Origin of the sequence: Schumannella sp. 10F1B-5-1, assembly GCF_006517535.1 — a bacterium.
GTDB lineage: Bacteria > Actinomycetota > Actinomycetes > Actinomycetales > Microbacteriaceae > Schumannella.
Genome location: NZ_VHQH01000033.1, coordinates 76,455 through 95,807, shown reverse-complemented (window position 1 = coordinate 95,807; position 19,353 = coordinate 76,455). Strand labels below are relative to the sequence as shown.

Here is a 19,353-nt window from a genome sequence, read left to right as displayed (position 1 = left end):
TCGGGCGCTTCCGGGCGTGTCGCGGTGGACCTCAGGCGCGGCGCTCGAGCGCCTCGAGCAGCTGCGGAACGAGCTGGTAGACGGTGCCGCACGACAGCGTCATGACCAGGTCGCCCTCGCGGGCGATGCCGGCCAGGTGCTCGGCGGCCTGCGCCCAGTCCTCGATCAGCGCCACCTTGCTCTTGTCGTCGAAGCCGTCGACGACGAGCTGACCGCTCACGCCCGGGATCGGGTCCTCCCGGGCGCCGTCGACGCCGAGCACGATCGTGTAGTCGGCGTTCCGCTCGTAGGCCTTCGCGAACTCGCCCGAGAACATCTGCGTGCGCGAGTAGAGGTGCGGCTGGTGGATCGCGATCACGCGGCCCTCGCCGACCACGCTGCGCGCCCCGGCGACCGCCGCCGCGGCCTCGGCCGGCTCGTGCGCGTAGTCGTCGTAGACCGTGACGCCGCGCACCTCGCCCTTGAACTCGAAGCGGCGCTTGGTGCCTCCGAACGCCGTGAGCGCTGCGATCGCCGGGCCGATCGGCTGCCCCAGCTCGACGAGCGTCGCGACCGCGACGGCCGCGTTGAGCGCGTTGTGCCGGCCCGCCACGTCGATCCGCGCCGGGTGCGCGGCGCCGTCGTGCGTGATCGTGAACTCGACGTGCTGGGCCGCGACGATGTCGGTCACGCGGTAGTCGGCATCCGCGCTCTCGCCGACGCGCACGACGCGCGGGCCGTCGGACCGGCCGTCGGCCACGTCGGCGAGCACCGCATCCAGCTCGGCGCCCTCCCCCGCGACGATGACCTCGCGGGCCTGCGCGGCGAAGGTGCGGAAGGCGTCGAGGTAGCCCTCACGCGAGCCGTAGTGGTCGAGGTGCACGGGGTCGACGTTCGTGATGACCGCCGCGGCCGTCGAGTACAGCAGGAACGAGCCGTCGGACTCGTCGGCCTCGAGCACGAACAGCTCGCCCTCGCCGCTGGCCGAGCTGGTCTTCAGCGACTGGATGACGGCGCCGTTCACGAAGCTCGGGTCCTGCCGCGTCTCGCGCAGGAGGGTGACGATCATGCCGGTCGTCGTGCTCTTGCCGTGGGCTCCCGCGACCGACACGACGCGGCGCTCGCGCGAGAGCCAGTGCAGCGCCTGCGAGCGATGCAGCTGCACGAGGCCCTTCTGCTGCGCCAGCACGTACTCGGGGTTCTCGGGCCAGATCGCGCTCGTGAACACGATCGTGTCGGCGTCGCCCAGGTTCTCGGCCGCGTGGCCGACGTGGATGCGGGCCCCGCGATCGCGCAGGCGCTGCAGGTAGGGGGTCTCGTCGCGGTCGGATCCGCTGACCTCGAGCCCGGCGTCGAGCATCATGTGCGCGATGCCGCTCATGCCCGAGCCGCCGATGCCGATGAAGTGCACCCGGCCCAGCTCGGCGGGCACGTCGATCGTGAGGTCGGGCTTGACGGGCATGGACTCAGGCTACTCGGCGGGGTCGTCCGCCACCGGGCCCGACACCGCACCCGGGGCCGGCGCGGCGGTCGGCGTCGTCGCCGCGGGTCGCGAGTCCCGCGCCTCGATGAGCAGATCGACCATCCGGTCGGCGCCATCGCGCACGCCCTGCGCGGCGGCGCGCGCCGCCATCTCGGCCACGCGCGCGCGGTCGTCGAGCAGCGGCAGCAGACGCGCATCCACCCACTCGGGGGTGAACTCGGCGTCGGCGACGAGCACCGCACCGCCCGCGTCGACCAGGTCGCGCGCGTTGAGCGCCTGCTCGCCGTTGCCGACCGCGTAGGGCACGAGCACGCTCGGGATGCCGAGGGCGGCGATCTCGGCCAGCGTGCTGCCGCCGGCGCGCGACACGGCCAGGTCGGCGTGGGCGAGCGCGAGCTCCATGCGGTCGCAGTACTCGAGGATGCGGTAGCCCGCGAGGCCCGGATCCGCGACCGGGGCGCGCGCGCCCGTGATGTGCAGCACCTGCCAGCCCGTGCCGAGGATCGCCGCGATCGAGGTCGAGACGGTCTCGTTGATGCGCATCGCGCCGAGCGAGCCGCCCGTCACGAGGAGGGTGGGGCGGGTGGCGTCGAGGCCCCAGAGCTCGCGCGCGGCGGCGCGGGCCGTCGTCAGATCGACCTGCTCGACCTCGCGGCGCAGCGGCAGACCCACCGTGCGGGCGTGCGGCAGCCGCGTCGACGGGAACAGCACGCCGACGAACGGCGTCAGCCGCGCGCCCAGCACGTTCGCCATGCCCGGCTTCGCGTTCGCCTCGTGGATCGCGAGCGGCACCTTCTCGGCGCGCGCCGCGAGGTACGCCGGCGCGGCCGCGTAGCCGCCCACGCCGAACACGACATCCACGTGGCGATCACGCAGGATCCCACGGATCTGATCGATCGTTCCCTTGAGGGCGCCGGGGAACCGCAGCGCCGCCGCGTTCGGCCGCCGCGGGAACGGCAGCTTCGGGATCGTCAGCAGCTCGTAGCCGCGCTCCGGCACGAGCCGCGCCTCGAGCCCCTCGGCCGTGCCGAGCACGAGGATCTCGGCCTCGGGCTCGCGCTCGCGCAGCCGATCGGCCGTCGCGAGCAGGGGGTTGACGTGACCGGCGGTGCCCCCGCCGGCGAAGAGATAGGTGCTCACTGAAGCGAGTCTCGCGCATCCACGAGGCCGGGCTCGACCCGCGACGGACGCACACGGGCGAACGACAGCGCCACGCCGACCGCGGCGAGGTTGGTCACGAGCGCCGAGCCGCCCGAGGAGACGAACGGCAAGGGCACGCCCAGCACGGGCAGCACCCCCAGCACGACCGCGATGTTCACGAGGGCCTGGCCGATGATCCACACCATCGCCGCGCCGACCGCGACGCGGGGGAACATCTCGGTCTGCATGCGCATCACGCGCACGAAGCAGATCGCGAGGCCGACGAAGACCAGCAGCAGCAGGATCGCGCCGACCAGGCCGAGCTCCTCGCCGATCACGGCGAAGATGAAGTCGTTGTCGGCGGCCGGCAGCCACGACCACTTGGCGGTCGAGTTGCCGAGTCCGCGGCCGAACAGCCCACCGCCCGCCAGAGCCCACCAGCCGTGGATGGTCTGCCAGCAGTTGAGCTCGTAGTCGGCCGGGTTCGAGCAGCCGTTGAGCCAGGCCTCGAAGCGGCCTGAACGGGAGTCGTTCGCCTTGACCATGAGCACGGCGAACAGGCCGAACACGACCGCCGGGATGATCATGAACCGCAGCTTCACGCCGGCGAAGAACAGGGCGCCGAACACGATGCCGACGAGGATCATGACCGTGCCGAGGTCTTTGCCGAGCATGACGAGGCCGATCGACACCAGGGCGACCGGACCGATCGGCAGAGCGACGTGCTTCCAGTCGTGCAGCAGGTCCTTCTTGCGCGAGAGCACGACCGCGAGCCAGATCACAAGCGCGAGCTTGACGAACTCCGAGGGCTGGAACGTCAGGCCGCCGATGCGGATCCAGTTGTTGTTGTAGCCCTGCTCGGTGCCGAGACCGGGAACGAAGACGAGCAGCTGCAGCACGACGCCCGCGATGACCGCGGCCCACGCCCAGCGGCGATAGAAGCTCGGCTGCAGCCGGGCGAGCATGAGCATGATCGGCACGCCGATCGACGCGAACAGCGCTTGGCGGGCGAAGCGGGCGAAGAAGTCGTCGGTGTTCGAGAACGACTCGACCGACGACGACGACAGCACCATGACGAGCCCGAAGATCACCAGGAACAGCGTCGTGCCCAGCAGCACGAAGTACTCGGGCGTCTCGGCGGCGAAGATGCGGCGCACGGCCACGCGGGCGCGGCGCCCTCCGCTCGACCCGCCCCCGTCGCCCTGCGGCGCGGAGGGCTCGGATCCGCGCGCGCGGTCAGAGCGTGTCGGTCGCCCCGGACGGGTCGGCTCCCGCATCGTCGTCACGGTCGCCTCCTTCTCGTGGCTCGATCCCGATCTCGTCGTCGTTCCGCCGGCCGTGGCCGCGCGCGGCCTCCGCGAAGCGGCGACCCCGATCGGCGTAGTCGCTGAACTGGTCCTGGGATGCTCCGGACGGGGCCAGCAGGACGACGTCGCCGGCCTGCGCCAGCGTCGCCGCCGCGCTCACCGCGGCGGGCATCACGGAGTCAGTCTGCGGCTCGTCGACCTCGACCAGGGGCACGCCGGGCGCGTGTCGCGCGAACGCGTCGAGCACGGCCGCGCGGTCGACGCCGATCACGACCGCTCCGCGCAGACGCGGCGCGTGCTTCTCGACGAGCGGCGCGATGTCGACGCCCTTGAGCAGGCCGCCGACGATCCAGACGACCGAGCCGAAGGCGCTCAGCGAGCTGTTCGCCGCGTGCGCGTTCGTGGCCTTCGAGTCGTCGACCCAGACCACGCCGCCCTGCTCGAGCACCTGCTCGGTGCGGTGCGGCGAGAGGCGGAAGGAGCGGATGCCGTCGCGCACGGCCGCGGGCGTGACCCCGGCGGCGCGCGCGAGCGCCGCCGCGGCGAGCACGTTCTGCGCCATGTGCGGCGACGCGAGACCCGAGTCGCGCAGGTCGTCGAGGGTCGCGAGCTCGAGCGCGCTCGTGCGGCGCTCCTCGAGGAACGCGCGGTCGACGAGCACGCCCTCGACGATCCCGAGGTCGGAGGGACCGGGGATGCCCAGGCCGAAGCCGATCGCGCGGGCGCCGTCCTGCACCTCCGCGTCCTCGACCATCTCGCGCGTCGCGATGTCGGCCAGGTTGTAGACGCAGGCGACGGCGGTGCGCTCGTAGACCTTGGCCTTCGCGTCCCGATAGGCCTCGGCCGAGCCGTGCCAGATCAGGTGGTCGTCGGCGAGGTTGAGGCAGACGCTCGCGAGCGGGGCGATCTCGCCGCCCTCGTTGCGGCCGAACCAGTGCAGCTGGTGGCTCGAGAGCTCGACGACGAGCACGTCGAAGCCCTCGGGGTCGCGCACCGCATCCAGCACCGGGATGCCGATGTTGCCCGCCGGCGCGGCCTTCACGCCGCCCGCGACGAGCATCGTCGCGGTCAGCTCGGTCGTGGTGGTCTTGCCGTTCGTGCCGGTGATCGCGATCCACTCGGCCGCGCGAACCTTGTCGCGCACGCGCCAGGCGAGCTCGATGTCGCCCCACATCGGGATGCCGTGGCGCTCCGCCCAGGCGAGCAGCGGATGCGACGGCGGGTACCCGGGCGACACGACGAGCAGCTCGGGCTCGAAGTCCTCGAGCGCCGTCGGCACGGCGCGATCGTCGGGGGCGGGGATGAAGCGGGCGCCGATCACGTCGAGCAGCTGCTTGTGCTCGTCGGACCCCGAGGCGGCCGCGACGACGACCTCCGCGCCGAGCTCGACGAGCGTGTCGGCGACCGAGAAGCCCGTGACGCCGAGACCGAGCACGGCGACCTTGAGCCCCGACCAGTCGGCGTGCCAGCTGGTGAGCGCCGCCAGGTCGCGGGTCATCGCAGGCGCGGGGTCATCGGCTGACCCACTCGAGGTAGAACAGGCCCACGCCGGCGCCGACGAAGAGCCCGGCGATGATCCAGAAGCGCACGACGACCGTGACCTCCGCCCATCCCTTCAGCTCGAAATGATGGTGCAGCGGCGACATCAGGAAGATGCGCTTGCCGCGGGTGATCTTGAAGTACGCGCGCTGCACGACGACCGACCCGGTGACGATCACGAACAGGCCGCCGATCAGCACGAGCAGCATCTCGGTGCGGCTGAGGATCGCGAGGCCGGCGATCGCGCCGCCGAGGCCGAGCGAGCCGGTGTCGCCCATGAAGATCTGCGCGGGCGAGGTGTTCCACCACAGGAAACCGATCAGCGCGCCGACGATCGCGGCGGCGACGACCGCGAGGTCGAGCGGATCCCGCACCTCGTAGCACTTGTAGAGCACCGTGTCGTCGACGTTCGGGTTGAAGCACCACTGGTTGAACTGCCAGAAGCCGATCAGCAGGTAGGCCGACAGCGACAGGATGGCGGCACCGGTCGCGAGGCCGTCGAGGCCGTCGGCGACGTTGACGCCGTTCGAGGCGCTCACCACGATCACGTTCGTCCAGATGACGAAGGCGATCACGGCGCCGACCGTGCCGAACACGGCGAGGTCGAGCCAGTCGATGTCGCGGATGAACGACAGCTGCGTCGAGGCGGCGGTGAGACCGTGCTCGTCTTTCGGGAACACGAGCGCGATGACCGCGAACGCGGTTCCGACGATGACCTGGCCGGCGATCTTGGCCCAGCCGCCGAGGCCCAGGCTGCGCTGCTTGCGCGTCTTGAGGAAGTCGTCGATGAACCCGACGAGACCCAGGCCGAACATCAGCAGGTAGACCATGACGCCGACGAGCGTGAGCGGCTCGCGCGCGACGAGGTGGCCGACGAGGTAGCCGAGGCCCGACCCGATCACGAAGACGATGCCGCCCATGGTGGGCGTGCCCTTCTTCGTGTGGTGGCTCTGCGGGCCGTCGTCGCGGATGAACTGACCCCAGCCGACCTTGCGGAACAGCTTGATGAAGAGCGGGGTGCCGAACAGCGTGAACAGCATGGCGAATCCACCGGCGACGAGCAGGGCGATCATGCGGAGGCCTCCCCGTTCGCGTCGAGGCCGCCGAGGCGGTCGCCGAGGAAGCGCAGGCCCGCCGACTTCGACGACTTCACCAGCACCACGTCACCCGGTCGAAGCAGCCCACGGACCACATCGTAGGCGGCGTCGACGTCGTCGACGAGGATCGACTCCCCGTCCCACGAGCCCTCGAGGCCGGCGGCGTTGTGGATGTGCCGGGCTCCCTGGCCGACGACCACCAGCTGGCGGATGTCGAGTCGCACCGCGAGGCGTCCGATGCGGTCGTGCTCCTCGTCGGCGAACTCCCCCAGCTCGGCCATCTCGCCGAGCACGGCGATCGAGCGCCGCCCCTCGGCGGCGGCGAGCTGAGCGAGGGTCTTGAGCGCGGCGGCCGTCGAGTCGGGGCTGGCGTTGTAGGCGTCGTTGATGACGCTCACGCCGTCGCCGGGTTCGAGCAGCTCCATGCGCCAGCGCTCCGCGCGCGGCACCGACTCGATCGCCGCGATCGCCTCGGCGATCGGCACGCCCAGCTCACGGGCGACAGCCAGTGCGGCCAGCGCGTTGTAGACGTGGTGCTCACCCAGGATGCGCAGCACGACGGGCGTGCGCGCGTCTCCGTCGACCAGGGTGAAGGCCGTGCCATCGGGGCGCAGGGCGACGTCCTCGGCGCGCAGGTCGGCATCCCCCAGGCCGAAGGTCACGATGCGAGCGGCGGTGACGTCGCGCATGGCCATGACGCGCCCGTCGTCGGCGTTGAGCACCGCCGTCGCCGTAGCGGGCAGCTGGGTGACGATCTCCGACTTGGCGCGCTGGGTCTGCTCGATTCCGCCGAACTCGCCGGCGTGGGCGAGGCCGACCTTGAGCACGACCGAGACGTCGGGCACGACGATGCCGACCAGGCGGGCGATCTCGCCGACGCCCGAGGCGCCCATCTCGACGATGAGGTGCTCGGTCGCGTCGTCGACGCGCAGCATCGAGATCGGGGCGCCGACGTGGTTGTTGAACGATCCGGGCGGCGCGACCGTGGGCCCCTGCGCGCTGAACACGGCGCGCAGGAGGTTCTTGGTCGTGGTCTTGCCGTTCGAGCCTGTGATGCCGACGACCTTCAGGCGGCCGTGCGCGCGCACGCGGGCGACGACCTCGCGGGCCAGGTCGGCGAGGGCGATGACGCCGTCGTCGACGACGATCTGCGGGGCCGCGAGCTCGAGCTCCCGCTCGGTCACGACGAGCGCGGCACCCGACTCGACGGCGCCGGCGGCGAAGCGGTGGCCGTCGGTGACCTCGCCCGGCAGGGCGAAGAACACGGAGCCGGGGCCGACGAGGCGCGAATCGGTCTCGACGGCGCCGTCGACGACGGTCTCGCCGAGCGCCGCATCCGTCGCGGCGCCGTGGGGCGCCACGAGTCGTCCGCCGAGGATCCGCTCGATCTCGGCCAGGGTCAGCGCGATCACGCCCAGCCCGCCTCGCGCAGGGCCTCGCGGGCCTCGTCGCGCGCCGAGTACTCGGTGCGCACGCCGCGGATGTCGCGGTAGTCCTGGTGGCCGGGGCCGGCCCAGAGGATCGAGTCGCCCTCGCGCGCCAGCTCGACCGCCGCGCGGATGGCCGCCTCGGGCGGGCTGACCTCGATCGTCTGCTCGGGCTGGTGCTCGGCCAGGGCCGCGCCCTCGAGCAGGGTCGCCCGGATCGACGCCGGATCCTCGAAGCGCGGGTGGTGGTCGGTGATGACGAGGATGTCGCTGCCCTCGGCCGCAACGCGCCCCATCTCGTGCCGCTTGGTCTTGTCGCGGTCGCCGTCGGCGCCGAACACCATGATCGTGCGGCCGGTCGTGAACCGCCGCACGGCGGCGAGGGTGTTCTCGAAGGCGTCGGGGCTGTGGCCGAAGTCGACGTAGACGCTCGGCCCGCGGTCGCCCGAGACCCGCTCGGTGCGGCCCGGCAGGTAGGCGCGGATGCCGCCGTCGGCATCCAGCGCCTGGCCGATCGCCTCGAGCTCGAAGCCCGCCTCGACCAGCATGACGATGGCGAGACCCGCGTTCGCGGCCATGTGCCAGCCGATCAGCGGCACCGAGGTCTCGAGCGCGCGGCCCTCGGGGCCGGTCAGCCGGAACCCGGTCCGCTCGGCGCTCTCCTCGGTGATCTCGATGCGCCACTCGGCGTCGACGTCGGGCAGCGCCGTGATCGTCGTGACCGGGATGCGCGACGCCTCGACCACGCGCGAGCCCCACGTCGTGTCGAGCGAGACCACGCCGCGCTTGGCGCGGTCGGGGTCGAAGAGGGGCAGCTTCGCGCGGAAGTACTCCTCCATGTCGGCGTAGTCGTCGAGGTGGTCGTGGCTGAGGTTCGTGAACGCGACCACGTCGAAGACGATGCCGTCGACGCGGTTCCAGGTGAGGGCCTGCGCGCTCACCTCGAGAGCGACCGCGCGCACGCCGGCCTCGCGCATCCGCGCCAGCAGGGCGTGCATCTCGCTCGCCTCGGGCGTGGTGAGGCGGCTCACGACGCTGAGGTCGCCGATGTGGCGCTCGGCCGTCGAGCTGAGGCCGGTGACCAGCCCGAGCTGCTTCAGGATGCCCTCGAGGATGTACGAGGTCGAGGTCTTGCCGTTCGTGCCGGTGGTGCCGAAGATCAGCGGCGGGTTCTCACGCGTGCGGTAGACCCAGTTCGACAGCTCGCCGAGCGCCTCGCGCGGGTTCTCGACCACGACCGTCGGCAGGCCCGACTCGGCGGCCAGCTCGGCCCCCTCGCCGTCCGTGACGAGCGCGACGGCTCCCGCGGCCGCGGCATCCGCGGCGTAGCTCGCTCCGTGCGCCTTCGCACCGCGCAGCCCGACGTAGAGGTCGCCGGGGCGCACCTCGGTCGAGTTGAGCGTGATCCCGGTGACCTCGACGCCGTCGGCCGAGCCGCGCAGGTCGAGGTCGAACTCGTCGACCAGCCGCGCGAGCGGCCGGGACGCGGGATGCTCGGGTCGGAGAACCGGAGGGATCCGAGAACTCACGCTTCCTGCTTTCCTTCCGATGGAACTCCGCCCGGACCCGCGCTCACCACTCGGTGGGCGTGTCCGGCGTCGCCGTGGTGGACGGCTGCACCCGGTAGGTCTTGATGACCTGCTTCATGATCGCGGCGAAGGCGGGGGCGGCCGCGGCGGAGTTCTTGATCTTAGTCGGCAGACCGAAGGTGACGATAACCGCGTACTCGGGGTCGTCGACCTTGAGGGCCCCGGCGACCGACACGATGCGGTCGCTGCCGTACTTGCCGTCCGCACCGCCCACCTGGGCGGTTCCGGTCTTCGCCGCGATGCGGTAGCCGGGGATCGACACGGTCTTCGAGATGGCGCCCTTGCTGGCGACGGTCTCCATCGCGAGCATGGTCTGCTGCGCGGCGTAGTCGCTCACGACGCGGGTCGGCGTCGCATCGGGCACCTCGGTGACGGTGCCGTCGGCGTGCTGGCAGCCCTCGACGAGCGTCAGCGGCACGCGCACGCCATTGTTGGCGATGGTCTGGTAGAGGCTGGCCATCTGGGCCGAGGTGACGCTGATCGCCTGGCCGAACTGCTGAGCCTTGTTCGAGATCGCATCCAGCCCGTTCGGGTCCTGCACGGTGCCCGACTCCTCGCCGAGGAAGCCGACGCCGGTCTTCGTGCCGAAGCCGAAGGCCTTGAGGTAGTCGGTGCGCTTCTGCAGGCTCAGCTTCTCGCTGATCATCGAGATGCCCACGTTGCTGGAGTTCTCGATGATGCCCGCCACGGTCCAGCGCATGTCGCCGTGCGCAAAGGCGTCGCCGATCTTCGAGCCGGCCGGCAGGCCGTTCGTGTACCAGCCGGGAACCGTGTACTTGTCGGTGATCTGCAGCACGCCCGCGTCGATGAGGGATGCCACGGTCGCCGGCTTCATGATCGATCCGGGCTCGTAGGGCGCCGTGAAGAACCGCGATCCGCTCGACTCGGCGGGCACCGAGTTCAGGTCGTTGGGGTCGATGCTCGGGTAGTCGGCGGCGGCGAGGAGGTGACCGTCCTTCACGCGCACGACCGCGGCCGTCGCCCACTGCGCGCCGATCGCCTGCGCCTGCGCCGCGATGGTCTGCTGGGCGAAGTACTGCAGGTCGGAGTCGATGGTCAGCTTGAGCGTGCCGCCGTCCTGCGACTCCTTGGTCGTGACGGTGCTGCCGGGCATCCGCACGCCGTCGCGGCTCATCTCATAGGTCTGCGTGCCGTCGATGCCCGTCAGGCAGGAGGTGTCGTACTGCTTCTCCAGCCCGGCGAGCGCGCCGTCGGTGCCGAGGAAGCCGACCAGGTTGCCGGCCACGGCGCCGTTCGGGTACGTGCGCGCCGGATGCGGCTCGTCGAACACCCACGGGATGTCGAGCGCCTTCACCTTGTTGAAGACCTCGAGCTTCACGCCCTTGACAAGGTAGGTGAAGTTCGAGGTCGGGTCCTCGCTCAGCCGCTGATAGAGCGTCGTCGCGTCGTCGCCGGTGATCTTCGCGATCTCGCCGAGCGCATCCAGCACGCTCACGTGCTCGGAGACGGTCTTGCCGTCGTCGTCTTTCGAGTAGCGGGTGAAGCCGTCGACGACGACGTCCTTCGGCGACGCCGTGATGTCCCAGCGCTCGACGCTGTCGGCCAGCACCACGCCGTTCGCGTCGACGATCGAGCCGCGCGTGCCCCAGAGCTTGGTGACGCCGGTCTGCTTGCTCGCGGCGGCCTTGTTCAGCTCGGCGGCGCGCACGACCTGGAAGTCGACCAGCCGCACGGCGAACACGGCGACGATCGCGAAGATCACGAGCGTGGCGACGACGAGACGGCGGCGGGTGCTACGGCTGTTGCTGGTGCGCACGAGGCTCCCTGCTGTGGTGCGGGCGGTTCGGTCGTTCAGTGGGTGGTCGGCGAGGGGATCGTGTTCCCCGCTCCGGACGGTACGTCGCCGCCGGTGGTCGAGCCGGTCGCCGCGCCGGTGCCGTCGCCGCCCGTGGTCGTGCCGCCGTCGAAGCCGGCCGTCGGGTCCTCGGTGTCCTGGGCGGCGGCCGCGGCGTCGGCGGCGGCTCGCGCGGCGGCGAGGGCCGCGGGGTCGACCTTCGTCGAGCCGGTCAGCAGCGAGTTGCCGATGAGGTTGCCGGTGCCGCCGACGAGGCTGCCGCCGTCGGCGGTCGCGGTGCCGCTCACCCGGCCGGTGCTGACATCCAGGAACACCGGATTGCCGCTCGCGACCATGCCGAGCGCCTCGGCGTTCTGCGTCAGGTTCTGCGTCGAGCCGAGCACCTCGAGCTTCTCGTTCAGGGCCTTGCGCTCCTGGGCGAGGTTCTTCTGCTTCGTCTGCAGCGCGGAGATCTGGTAGGCGCCGTCGGCGGTCACGATGCTCATGAGCAGCTGGGCGACCAGGATGACGCCGATGCCGGCGATGACCGCGAGGGCGTAGACCACACGGGGACGTGCGCGACGCTGGGCGCGCGACGCCGCGATCTCGAGGTGCGGGCGCTCCTCCTCGTGCCGGCGGGCGCGCGCGATCGGGCGGGCGACCGCCGTGGCCAGGTTGCTCATGCCGTCTCCGCGTTCCGCTGGGCCGCGCGCAGTCGCACCGAGGCGGCGCGCGGGTTCTCGTTCTTCTCCTGCTCGCTCGCCTGCTCGGCGCCGCGCACCAGCAGCCGGAACTGCGGGCGGTGCTCGGGCAGCTCCACCGGCAGGCCGCGCGGGGCGGTCGAGGTGGTGCGGGCGGTGAACTCGCGCTTGACGATCCGGTCTTCGAGCGAGTGGTAGGCGAGCACGACGATGCGTCCGTCGGGCTCGAGCGCGTCGAGCGCCGCCGGGATGGCCTGCTCGACGCCGTCGAGCTCGCCGTTGACCTCGATGCGCAGCGCCTGGAAGACGCGCTTCGCCGGGTGCCCGCTGCGCTCGCGCTGCACCGCGGCGGGCGTCGCGTCGATGAGCAGCTGCACCAGCTGGGCCGAGGTGGTCAGCGGATGCTGCTGCCGGCTCTCGACGATGCGGCGGGCGTAGCGGGAGGCGAGCTTCTCCTCGCCGTACTGCTGGAAGATGCGGCGCAGCTCGCGCTCGTCGTACTCGGCGAGCACCTTCTCGGCCGTCAGCTCGGCGGTCGAGTCCATGCGCATGTCGAGCGGCGCATCCTGCGAGTAGGCGAAGCCGCGCTCGGCCCGGTCGAGCTGCATCGACGAGACGCCGAGGTCGAACAGGAAGCCGGAGACCTCGTCGATGCCGAGCGAGTCGAGGGCGTCGCGCAGGTGGTGGTACTCGGTGTGCACCAGGTCGAGGCGGTTCGCGAAGCGGGCCAGCCGCTCCCCCGCCAGCGCCTGCGCGGAGGTGTCGCGGTCGAGGCCGACGAGGTGCAGCTTCGGGAAGCGCTCGAGGAAGGCCTCGGCGTGTCCGCCGAGGCCGAGCGTCGCGTCGACGAGAACCGCGCCGTCGTGCTCGAGGGCGGGGGCCAGCAGCTCGACGCAGCGCTCGAGCATCACCGGGACGTGGATGGTGTCGTGAGCCATGAGATCTCGGGCGGCGATCCTCGGGCCGGATCCCCATCCGCGGCCGGACCTGCCCCCGGGGAAGTGGGGCAGGGTGGCGCGGCTGAGGGTCGAGCCCGAGGAGCACTAGAACAGCCCGGGGATCACCTCCTCGTCGGTGTCGGAGAAGGCGGCCTCGGTGGCGGCCGTGTAGGCCTCCCACGCGGGGGTGCTCCAGATCTCGGCGCGGGAGCCCGCGCCGATGACGGTCAGATCGCGGCCGAGGCCGGCGTAGTCGCGCAGCAGGGGCGGGATGGTGATGCGCCGCTGCTTGTCGGGGATCTCCTGGCTCGCGCCGGAGAGGAAGAGGCGCAGGAAGTCGCGGGTCTTCTTGCTCGCGGTCGAGGCCTGGCGCATCTGCTCGTGCACGTTCTCGAACTCGCGCTGGCTGTAGAGGAAGACGGCGCGCTCCTGGCCGCGGGTCAGCACGACGCCGCCCGAGAACTCGTCCCAGAACTTCGCGGGCAGGATCAGGCGCCCCTTGTCGTCGAGCTTGGGTGCGAACGTGCCGAGCAGCATGTCGTCCCCCTCTCGCGCCGGCCTGCTCCGAGTTCCTCCACTTTACTCCACAAATCTCCTCCAAGAAGGCTCTTCTGCGCTCGACACTCCCCCTATTCGAGGCGCAGACCAGTGAATTCAGGGGTATCCCGGGGTGGTGGGATGTGGAGGGGATTTCGCGAAATCAGGCGAACACCCAGCCAGCACCGACCCGAGAGGCGACGGATGCCCGGTATGCGGGCACGAAAAAAGGGGCCGACCCGAAGGTCGACCCCGAAGCGGGAGGAGAGTGGAGGCTCTCGGTGGCGGCGCGCCTAGCTGTCGCGCTCGCCGTCACGGCGGTGCTCGAAGCGCTCGCCGAGATCGTGCAGCAGACCGCCCTCGCGGGCCGGCTTGGGCGCCGGGGCGCCGCGGAAGCGCTTCGGCGGCGAGATCGCGAACAGGGCCCCGCCGAACATCAGCACGAAGCCGAGGGCTCCGATGAGCGGCTGGTGCATCGCCACGCCCACGATCAGGAGGCCCAGACCGACGACCGCCGCCAGCACGCCGAGGGCGATCACGGTGACGCTGGGCCGAGCGCGACCCGAGCCGACCGTCGCCACGAAATCGGCGTCGTTCTGGTAGAGGTTGCGCTCCATCTCGTCGAGGAGGCGCTGCTCCTGCTCGGACAGTGGCATCTCGGCTGCCTTTCGTCGGGCCCACAACCGGCTCGCCGGTGTGCGTGTCGGAGCCTCATTCTAGGCTCGTCGCCCCCGGTAGGCTAGGCGAGTGGCTGGGAGTTTGCGGTTCGTCGATCTCGTGCAGAACCGACTCGACGATCTGCTCGCCGATCGCGGCGCCGCCCTCGGTCGCATCTCGCCCGATCTCGACGATCTGACCGTCGTCGGGCGCGACCTGCTCGGGGGCGGCAAGCGCTTCCGCGCACTGTTCTGCTACTGGGGCTGGCAGGGGGTCGCCGGGCGCGGCCGCGAAGCCGATCTGCTGCCCGAGGCCGAGGACGGCCCCGACCTCGCCCCCATCACGGCGGCCGCGGCCGCGCTCGAGATCTTCCACGCCGCCGCGCTCGTGCACGACGACATCATGGACAACTCCGACCTGCGCCGGGGCCTCCCGTCGGTGCACCGCCGCCTCGAGGCGCTGCACCGCGAGCGCGGCCTGCGCGGGGATCCCGCGCGCTACGGCATGTCGGGAGCGCTGCTGCTCGGCGACCTGCTGCTCGGCTGGAGCGACGAGCTGCTCGACGACGGCCTGCGCGACGTCGCGCCCGACGCCGCGCGCGCGACGCGCGACGAGTTCGCCGTCATGCGCACCGAGGTGACCGCCGGGCAGTACCTCGACATCCTCGAGGAGGCGTCGTGGCATGCGCACGCCGACGACGAGCAGCTGCGCCGCGCCCAGCGCGTCGTGCTCTACAAGTCGGCGAAGTACAGCGTCGAGGCGCCGCTCGTGATCGGCGCGTCGATCGCCGGCGCCGACGCCGACCAGCTGGGCGCCCTGCGCGGCTTCGGCGTGCCGCTCGGCATCGCCTTCCAGCTGCGCGACGACCTGCTCGGGGTCTTCGGCGATCCCGAGGTCACCGGCAAGCCGGCGGGCGACGACCTGCGCGAGGGCAAGCGCACCGTGCTCATCGCGCTCGCGCGCGAGAGCCTCTCCTCGTCGGCGCGCAACCTGCTCGACGAGCTGCTGGGCGATCCCGAGCTCGACGCCGACCAGATCCGGATGCTGCAGTCGACGATCCGGCAGAGCGGCGCCGTCGACCGGCTCGAGGGCGTCATCGGCCGCGAGGTCGAGCGCGCGACGTCGGCCCTCGACGCGGCTCCGCTCACGCGCTCGGCGCGCGGCGAGCTGCTCCGGCTCGCCGACGCGGTCACGCGACGCGAGGCCTGAGCCGCCGCCGGGTCCTAGCCGAGCGCCTGCGCGACGCGGCGCACCTCGGCCTTGCGGCCCGCGAGCAGCGCCTCGATCGGCGCGACGCCGAGGCTGTCCTCGGGGCTCAGCATCCAGTCGACGGCCTCGTCGTCCGCGAATCCGAGGTCGCCGAGCAGGATGACGGTGCCCTTCAGCTCGCTGAGCGGCTGCCCGTCGCGCACGAACAGCGCGGGCACCTTCAGCACGCCGTCACGGCGCACCGCCAGCAGCGCCCGCTCTTCGAACAGGCGGCGCACGCGCCCCTGGGGGATGCCCAGGATGTCGACGAGGTCGGGGACGGTCAGCCAGTCGGTGTCGATCGGGGTGCTCACTCCTTAACTGTGCACCACGCCCGCGGCGCTCGACGCCCCGCTGCCGCACGCCGCCGCGCGTCGGACTGCGCGAACGCGAGTCACACGAACAACATGAGCCACAGCATCCACTCTGATTGACACTGTGTGACTTCTGTGACAGCTTGAGTCGATGCGCGCTCGGCGCGCCACGAGGCACGGCCACCGCCTTCGGGCGGGAACGGGGTGGGAACCATGACCGAAGAGCTCGAGACGCGACCGGCGACGGGATCGCTGCTCGCCGCGCTGCGCGCGACGGCACAGCGCCGCGCCGCCGCCGACACCGGCGCCTGGTCGCGCGCCACCCGCATGACGGTGCCGCTCGTCGTCGCCAGCGCGCTCACCGTGTCGATGAGCCTCACCGGCACGGTCCCGGCCGCGCACGCCACGCCCAAGAAGGCCGTGAAGCCCAAAAACGCCGTCATCCCCGCGCCGGCCCCCAAGGCCTCCCCGGTCGTCCCGACCGTCGCGCCCGCCTCCGTCACCCCCGCGGCCGCCGCCCCCGCGAACTACAAGGTCGTCGCCGGCGACACGGTCTCCTCGATCGCGCAGCGCTTCGGCGTGTCGACCGCGGGCCTGCTCGCCGCGAACGGCCTCGGCTGGAAGTCGCTCATCTTCCCCGGTCAGACGCTCAAGATCAGCGGCGCGACCGCCAGCACCGCCACGACCGCGGCACCCGCCCCCGCTGCCGCGTCGAACCGCTACACGATCCGCAGCGGCGACACCGTCGGGGCGATCGCCGCGCGCTTCGGAACCACGACGCAGGCCGTGCTCAGCGCCAACGGCCTCAGCTGGACCAGCATCATCTATCCGGGCCAGACCCTCGCCATCCCCGGCGCGAGCGACATCAGGACCGCCGCCGCGGTCACCCCCGCCGACCCCGTGTCGACGCCGCCCGTCGCCGCTCCCGCCAGCCGCAGCTACACGATCAAGACCGGAGACACCGTCTCGTCGATCGCGAAGGCCTTCGGCGTGAGCACCCAGGCCGTGATCGACGCCAACGGCCTCGGCGCCTCCGCCGTGATCTTCGCGGGCCGCACCCTGACGATCCCGGCCGTCACCTCGCCCGTCGTCGCCCAGGACGGCACGACCGTCACCCCGCTGACGAGCGAGATGGCCGCGAACGCCCGCATCATCATCCAGGTCGGGCGCGAGCTCGGCGTCTCCGACCGCGGCATCGTCATCGCGCTGGCCGCGGCCATGCAGGAGTCGAGCCTGCGCAACATCGCCTACGGCGACCGCGACTCGGTCGGCCTGTTCCAGCAGCGCCCCAGCCAGCACTGGGGCGCCAAGGAGAAGCTGCTCGACGCCGCCTACGCCGCCCGCCTGTTCTACGGCGGCGCGAAGAACCCGAACGCCGGCATCACGCGCGGCCTGCTCGACATCCCGGGCTGGCAGTCGATGTCGCTGACCCAGGCCGCCCAGGCCGTGCAGATCTCCGCGTACCCGACCGCGTACGCCAAGTGGGAGAAGAGCGCGACCGCCTGGCTGGCGCAGCTCGGCTGATCCGGATGCTCGGGCCGTGTTGCACGGGAGCGTTCAGGATGGCCCCGCCTACACTCGGGGTGTGAGTGTGAGCACCTCCGATCCGATGATCGGCCGGCTGATCGACGGCCGGTATCAGGTGCGCTCGCGCATCGCCCGCGGTGGCATGGCGACCGTCTACCTCGCGACCGATCTGCGCCTCGAGCGCCGCGTCGCGATCAAGATCATGCACGGCCACCTGGCCGACGACAACCAGTTCAAGCAGCGCTTCATCCAGGAGGCCCGCTCGGCGGCGCGACTCGCGCACCCCAACGTCGTCAACGTCTTCGATCAGGGGCAGGACGAGGAGTCGGCCTACCTGGTCATGGAGTACCTGCCGGGCATCACGCTGCGCGACCTGCTGCACGACTACGGCGCCCTCACCTCCGAGCAGACGATCGACATCACCGAGGCCGTGCTCTCGGGCCTCGCCGCCGCGCACAAGGCCGGCATCGTGCACCGCGACCTCAAGCCCGAGAACGTGCTGCTGGCCGACGACGGCCGCATCAAGATCGGCGACTTCGGCCTGGCCCGCGCCGCGAGCGCGAACACCGCCACGGGCGCCGCCCTGCTCGGCACGATCGCCTACCTCTCCCCCGAGCTCGTGACGCGCGGCGTCGCCGACACCCGCAGCGACGTCTACGCCGTCGGGATCATGATGTACGAGATGCTCACGGGCGAGCAGCCGTTCAAGGGCGAGCAGCCCATGGCGATCGCCTACCAGCACGCCAACGACTCGGTGCCCACGCCGTCGAGCGCGAACCCCAAGGTGCCGGCCGAGCTCGACGAGCTCGTGCTCTGGGCCACCGCGCGCGATCCCGAGGAGCGCCCGCGCGACGCCCGGGCCCTGCTCGAGCAGGTGCAGGACACCGAGTCGATGCTGCAGACGGCCCTGCCCGCGGCCGGCGCGACCGCCGTGCAGAAGACGCTCGTGCTGCCCGGCCCGCTCGGTGTGGCCCGGGATGCGGAGACCCAGGTCATCGGCGGGGTGCCCACCGCAGCCACGCGGCAGCAGACCGCGTCCGCCCCCGAGGTGAGCGACAGCACGGTGGCGCTCACCACGGTCAGCCGCCAGCGCAGCCGTCGAGGCTGGATCATCGCCCTCGTCGTCGTGCTGCTCGCCGCCCTCGCCGGCGGCACCGGATGGTGGTTCGGCTTCGGGCCCGGAGCCCGCATCGACGTGCCCTCGGTCGCCGACAGCTCGGTCGCCGACGCGACCGCGAAGCTCACGGAGGCCGGCCTGCGGGTCGACCCTCAGCAGGGCCAGGTGGCGTCGCTCGACGTGCCGGCCGGGCAGGTGGCCGCGACCGATCCCGACTCCGGCGTCGCGGTCGCCCGCGACAGCGTCGTGAAGCTGCTGATCTCGACCGGCCCCGAGATGATCGACCTGCCCGGACTCGTCGGGCTCGACGAGAAGGCCGCGGACGCGGTCGTCAGCTCGCACTGGACGAAGGGCACCGACACGGTGCGCCAGTTCTCCTCCGACGCCGAAGGCGGGATCGTGCTGCAGGCGCTCGGCGTGGATGCGAAGGGCGACACGGTCGACCTCGGGCAGACCGCGCAGTACGGCGAGAAGCAGCCCATCTCGCTCGTCGTGTCGGCCGGTCCGCTGCCCGACGTCGCCGGCGACTCCGTCGACGACGCGACGAAGAAGCTGCAGGATGCGGGCCTCTCCGTCGGCGCGACCACGACGGACTACAGCGAGGACGTGGAGAAGGGCGACGTGGTGTCGCTCGTCGCGAAGAACGCCGACGGCTCCGACAAGCCGGTGCGCGTGGGCGACACGGTCGACCTGCTCGTCTCCGACGGACCACCGCCGGTGACCGTGCCCGACGTCGTCGGCCAGAGCTGGGACAAGGCGAAGAAGGCCCTGACCGATCTGGGCTTCAAGGTGCAGTACAACCACTCCGGCCCGGCCGATGTCATCCCGAGCGCGTTCACCGTGTCGAAGATCGACCCCGGCGCCGGGACCTCGCAGCCGAAGGGCTCGACGATCAAGGTCACGCTCGACTTCTCGGGCTGACGCGCACCGCCGCGGCGGTCGCCCCCGACGACGAAGG

Annotated in this window: 15 protein-coding genes and 1 pseudogene; 3 read left to right on the top strand and 13 right to left on the bottom strand. The window is 71.7% G+C overall.

Annotated elements, in window-relative coordinates; all coding sequences use genetic code 11:
• Nucleotides 1-31: 31 nt before the first annotated feature.
• From murC to FJ658_RS04055, 12 genes and pseudogenes are all read right to left on the bottom strand, one after another.
• Nucleotides 32-1,441 carry a UDP-N-acetylmuramate--L-alanine ligase gene (gene murC / locus FJ658_RS04110; RefSeq protein WP_141144103.1) on the bottom strand — a complete coding sequence of 470 codons (1,410 nt, stop codon included), beginning with the start codon at nucleotides 1,439-1,441 and terminating at the stop codon, nucleotides 32-34.
• A 9-nt stretch (nucleotides 1,442-1,450) separates the two neighbouring features.
• Nucleotides 1,451-2,602 carry a glycosyltransferase gene (locus FJ658_RS04105; protein WP_141144102.1) on the bottom strand — a complete coding sequence of 384 codons (1,152 nt, stop codon included), beginning with the start codon at nucleotides 2,600-2,602 and terminating at the stop codon, nucleotides 1,451-1,453.
• Nucleotides 2,599-3,765 (bottom strand): putative lipid II flippase FtsW, encoded by a 1,167-nt coding sequence (gene ftsW, locus FJ658_RS04100; protein ID WP_255447548.1) that lies wholly within the window; start codon nucleotides 3,763-3,765, stop codon nucleotides 2,599-2,601. The genes FJ658_RS04105 and ftsW overlap by 4 nt, the downstream gene beginning before the upstream one ends.
• 73 nt (nucleotides 3,766-3,838) lie before the next feature.
• Nucleotides 3,839-5,407 (bottom strand): UDP-N-acetylmuramoyl-L-alanine--D-glutamate ligase, encoded by a 1,569-nt coding sequence (gene murD, locus FJ658_RS04095; RefSeq protein ID WP_141144101.1) that lies wholly within the window; start codon nucleotides 5,405-5,407, stop codon nucleotides 3,839-3,841.
• 13 nt (nucleotides 5,408-5,420) lie between these two features.
• Complete coding sequence (mraY, locus tag FJ658_RS04090; RefSeq protein ID WP_141144100.1) at nucleotides 5,421-6,521, bottom strand: phospho-N-acetylmuramoyl-pentapeptide-transferase; 1,101 nt, start codon at nucleotides 6,519-6,521, stop codon at nucleotides 5,421-5,423.
• Complete coding sequence (murF, locus tag FJ658_RS04085) at nucleotides 6,518-7,957, bottom strand: UDP-N-acetylmuramoyl-tripeptide--D-alanyl-D-alanine ligase (RefSeq protein ID WP_141144099.1); 1,440 nt, start codon at nucleotides 7,955-7,957, stop codon at nucleotides 6,518-6,520. The genes mraY and murF overlap by 4 nt, the downstream gene beginning before the upstream one ends.
• On the bottom strand, nucleotides 7,954-9,501 hold the full coding sequence (locus FJ658_RS04080) for a Mur ligase family protein (RefSeq protein WP_141144098.1): 1,548 nt from the start codon (nucleotides 9,499-9,501) through the stop codon (nucleotides 7,954-7,956). The genes murF and FJ658_RS04080 overlap by 4 nt, the downstream gene beginning before the upstream one ends.
• Nucleotides 9,502-9,544: 43 nt before the next feature.
• Nucleotides 9,545-11,338, bottom strand: a complete 1,794-nt coding sequence (locus FJ658_RS04075; RefSeq protein WP_219995706.1) for a penicillin-binding protein 2 — start codon at nucleotides 11,336-11,338, stop codon at nucleotides 9,545-9,547.
• A gap of 35 nt (nucleotides 11,339-11,373) precedes the next feature.
• On the bottom strand, nucleotides 11,374-12,039 hold the full coding sequence (locus FJ658_RS04070) for a hypothetical protein (protein ID WP_141144097.1): 666 nt from the start codon (nucleotides 12,037-12,039) through the stop codon (nucleotides 11,374-11,376).
• Nucleotides 12,035-12,995, bottom strand: a pseudogene (gene rsmH / locus FJ658_RS04065) (16S rRNA (cytosine(1402)-N(4))-methyltransferase RsmH); the annotation flags it as partial. The gene FJ658_RS04070 and the pseudogene rsmH, both read right to left, overlap by 5 nt.
• A gap of 105 nt (nucleotides 12,996-13,100) precedes the next feature.
• Nucleotides 13,101-13,532: a division/cell wall cluster transcriptional repressor MraZ gene (gene mraZ / locus FJ658_RS04060; protein WP_141144095.1), complete on the bottom strand. Its 432-nt coding sequence runs from the start codon at nucleotides 13,530-13,532 to the stop codon at nucleotides 13,101-13,103.
• 293 nt (nucleotides 13,533-13,825) lie between these two features.
• Nucleotides 13,826-14,188: a DUF3040 domain-containing protein gene (locus FJ658_RS04055; RefSeq protein ID WP_141144094.1), complete on the bottom strand. Its 363-nt coding sequence runs from the start codon at nucleotides 14,186-14,188 to the stop codon at nucleotides 13,826-13,828.
• A 91-nt stretch (nucleotides 14,189-14,279) separates the two neighbouring features.
• Between FJ658_RS04055 and FJ658_RS04050 the strand changes: the two genes are divergently transcribed.
• A complete protein-coding gene (locus FJ658_RS04050; protein ID WP_141144093.1) occupies nucleotides 14,280-15,398 on the top strand; it encodes a polyprenyl synthetase family protein in 1,119 nt (372 codons plus the stop codon).
• Nucleotides 15,399-15,412: 14 nt separating this feature from the next.
• Here FJ658_RS04050 and FJ658_RS04045 read toward each other — a convergent pair whose 3' ends face one another.
• The gene (locus FJ658_RS04045; RefSeq protein ID WP_141144092.1) at nucleotides 15,413-15,751 is read right to left on the bottom strand and encodes an Rv2175c family DNA-binding protein; all 339 of its coding nucleotides are present in this window, start codon (nucleotides 15,749-15,751) and stop codon (nucleotides 15,413-15,415) included.
• 213 nt (nucleotides 15,752-15,964) lie between these two features.
• Here FJ658_RS04045 and FJ658_RS04040 point away from each other — a divergent pair, with 213 nt between their 5' ends.
• Together FJ658_RS04040 and pknB are read left to right on the top strand one after the other, a co-directional pair.
• Nucleotides 15,965-17,275: a LysM peptidoglycan-binding domain-containing protein gene (locus FJ658_RS04040; protein ID WP_255447547.1), complete on the top strand. Its 1,311-nt coding sequence runs from the start codon at nucleotides 15,965-15,967 to the stop codon at nucleotides 17,273-17,275.
• A 61-nt stretch (nucleotides 17,276-17,336) separates the two neighbouring features.
• Nucleotides 17,337-19,316, top strand: coding sequence for a Stk1 family PASTA domain-containing Ser/Thr kinase (gene pknB, locus FJ658_RS04035; RefSeq protein ID WP_141144091.1), 1,980 nt, complete (start codon nucleotides 17,337-17,339; stop codon nucleotides 19,314-19,316).
• Nucleotides 19,317-19,353: the final 37 nt, after the last annotated feature.

Coding starts and splice junctions, on each gene's coding strand:
- FJ658_RS04070 (WP_141144097.1), bottom strand. CDS start 12,039: ATGAGCAACCTGGCCACGGCGGTCGCCCGCCCGATCGCGCGCGCCCGC.
- FJ658_RS04055 (WP_141144094.1), bottom strand. CDS start 14,188: ATGCCACTGTCCGAGCAGGAGCAGCGCCTCCTCGACGAGATGGAGCGC.
- murC (WP_141144103.1), bottom strand. CDS start 1,441: ATGCCCGTCAAGCCCGACCTCACGATCGACGTGCCCGCCGAGCTGGGC.
- murD (WP_141144101.1), bottom strand. CDS start 5,407: ATGACCCGCGACCTGGCGGCGCTCACCAGCTGGCACGCCGACTGGTCG.
- mraZ (WP_141144095.1), bottom strand. CDS start 13,532: ATGCTGCTCGGCACGTTCGCACCCAAGCTCGACGACAAGGGGCGCCTG.
- FJ658_RS04040 (WP_255447547.1), top strand. CDS start 15,965: ATGACCGAAGAGCTCGAGACGCGACCGGCGACGGGATCGCTGCTCGCC.
- mraY (WP_141144100.1), bottom strand. CDS start 6,521: ATGATCGCCCTGCTCGTCGCCGGTGGATTCGCCATGCTGTTCACGCTG.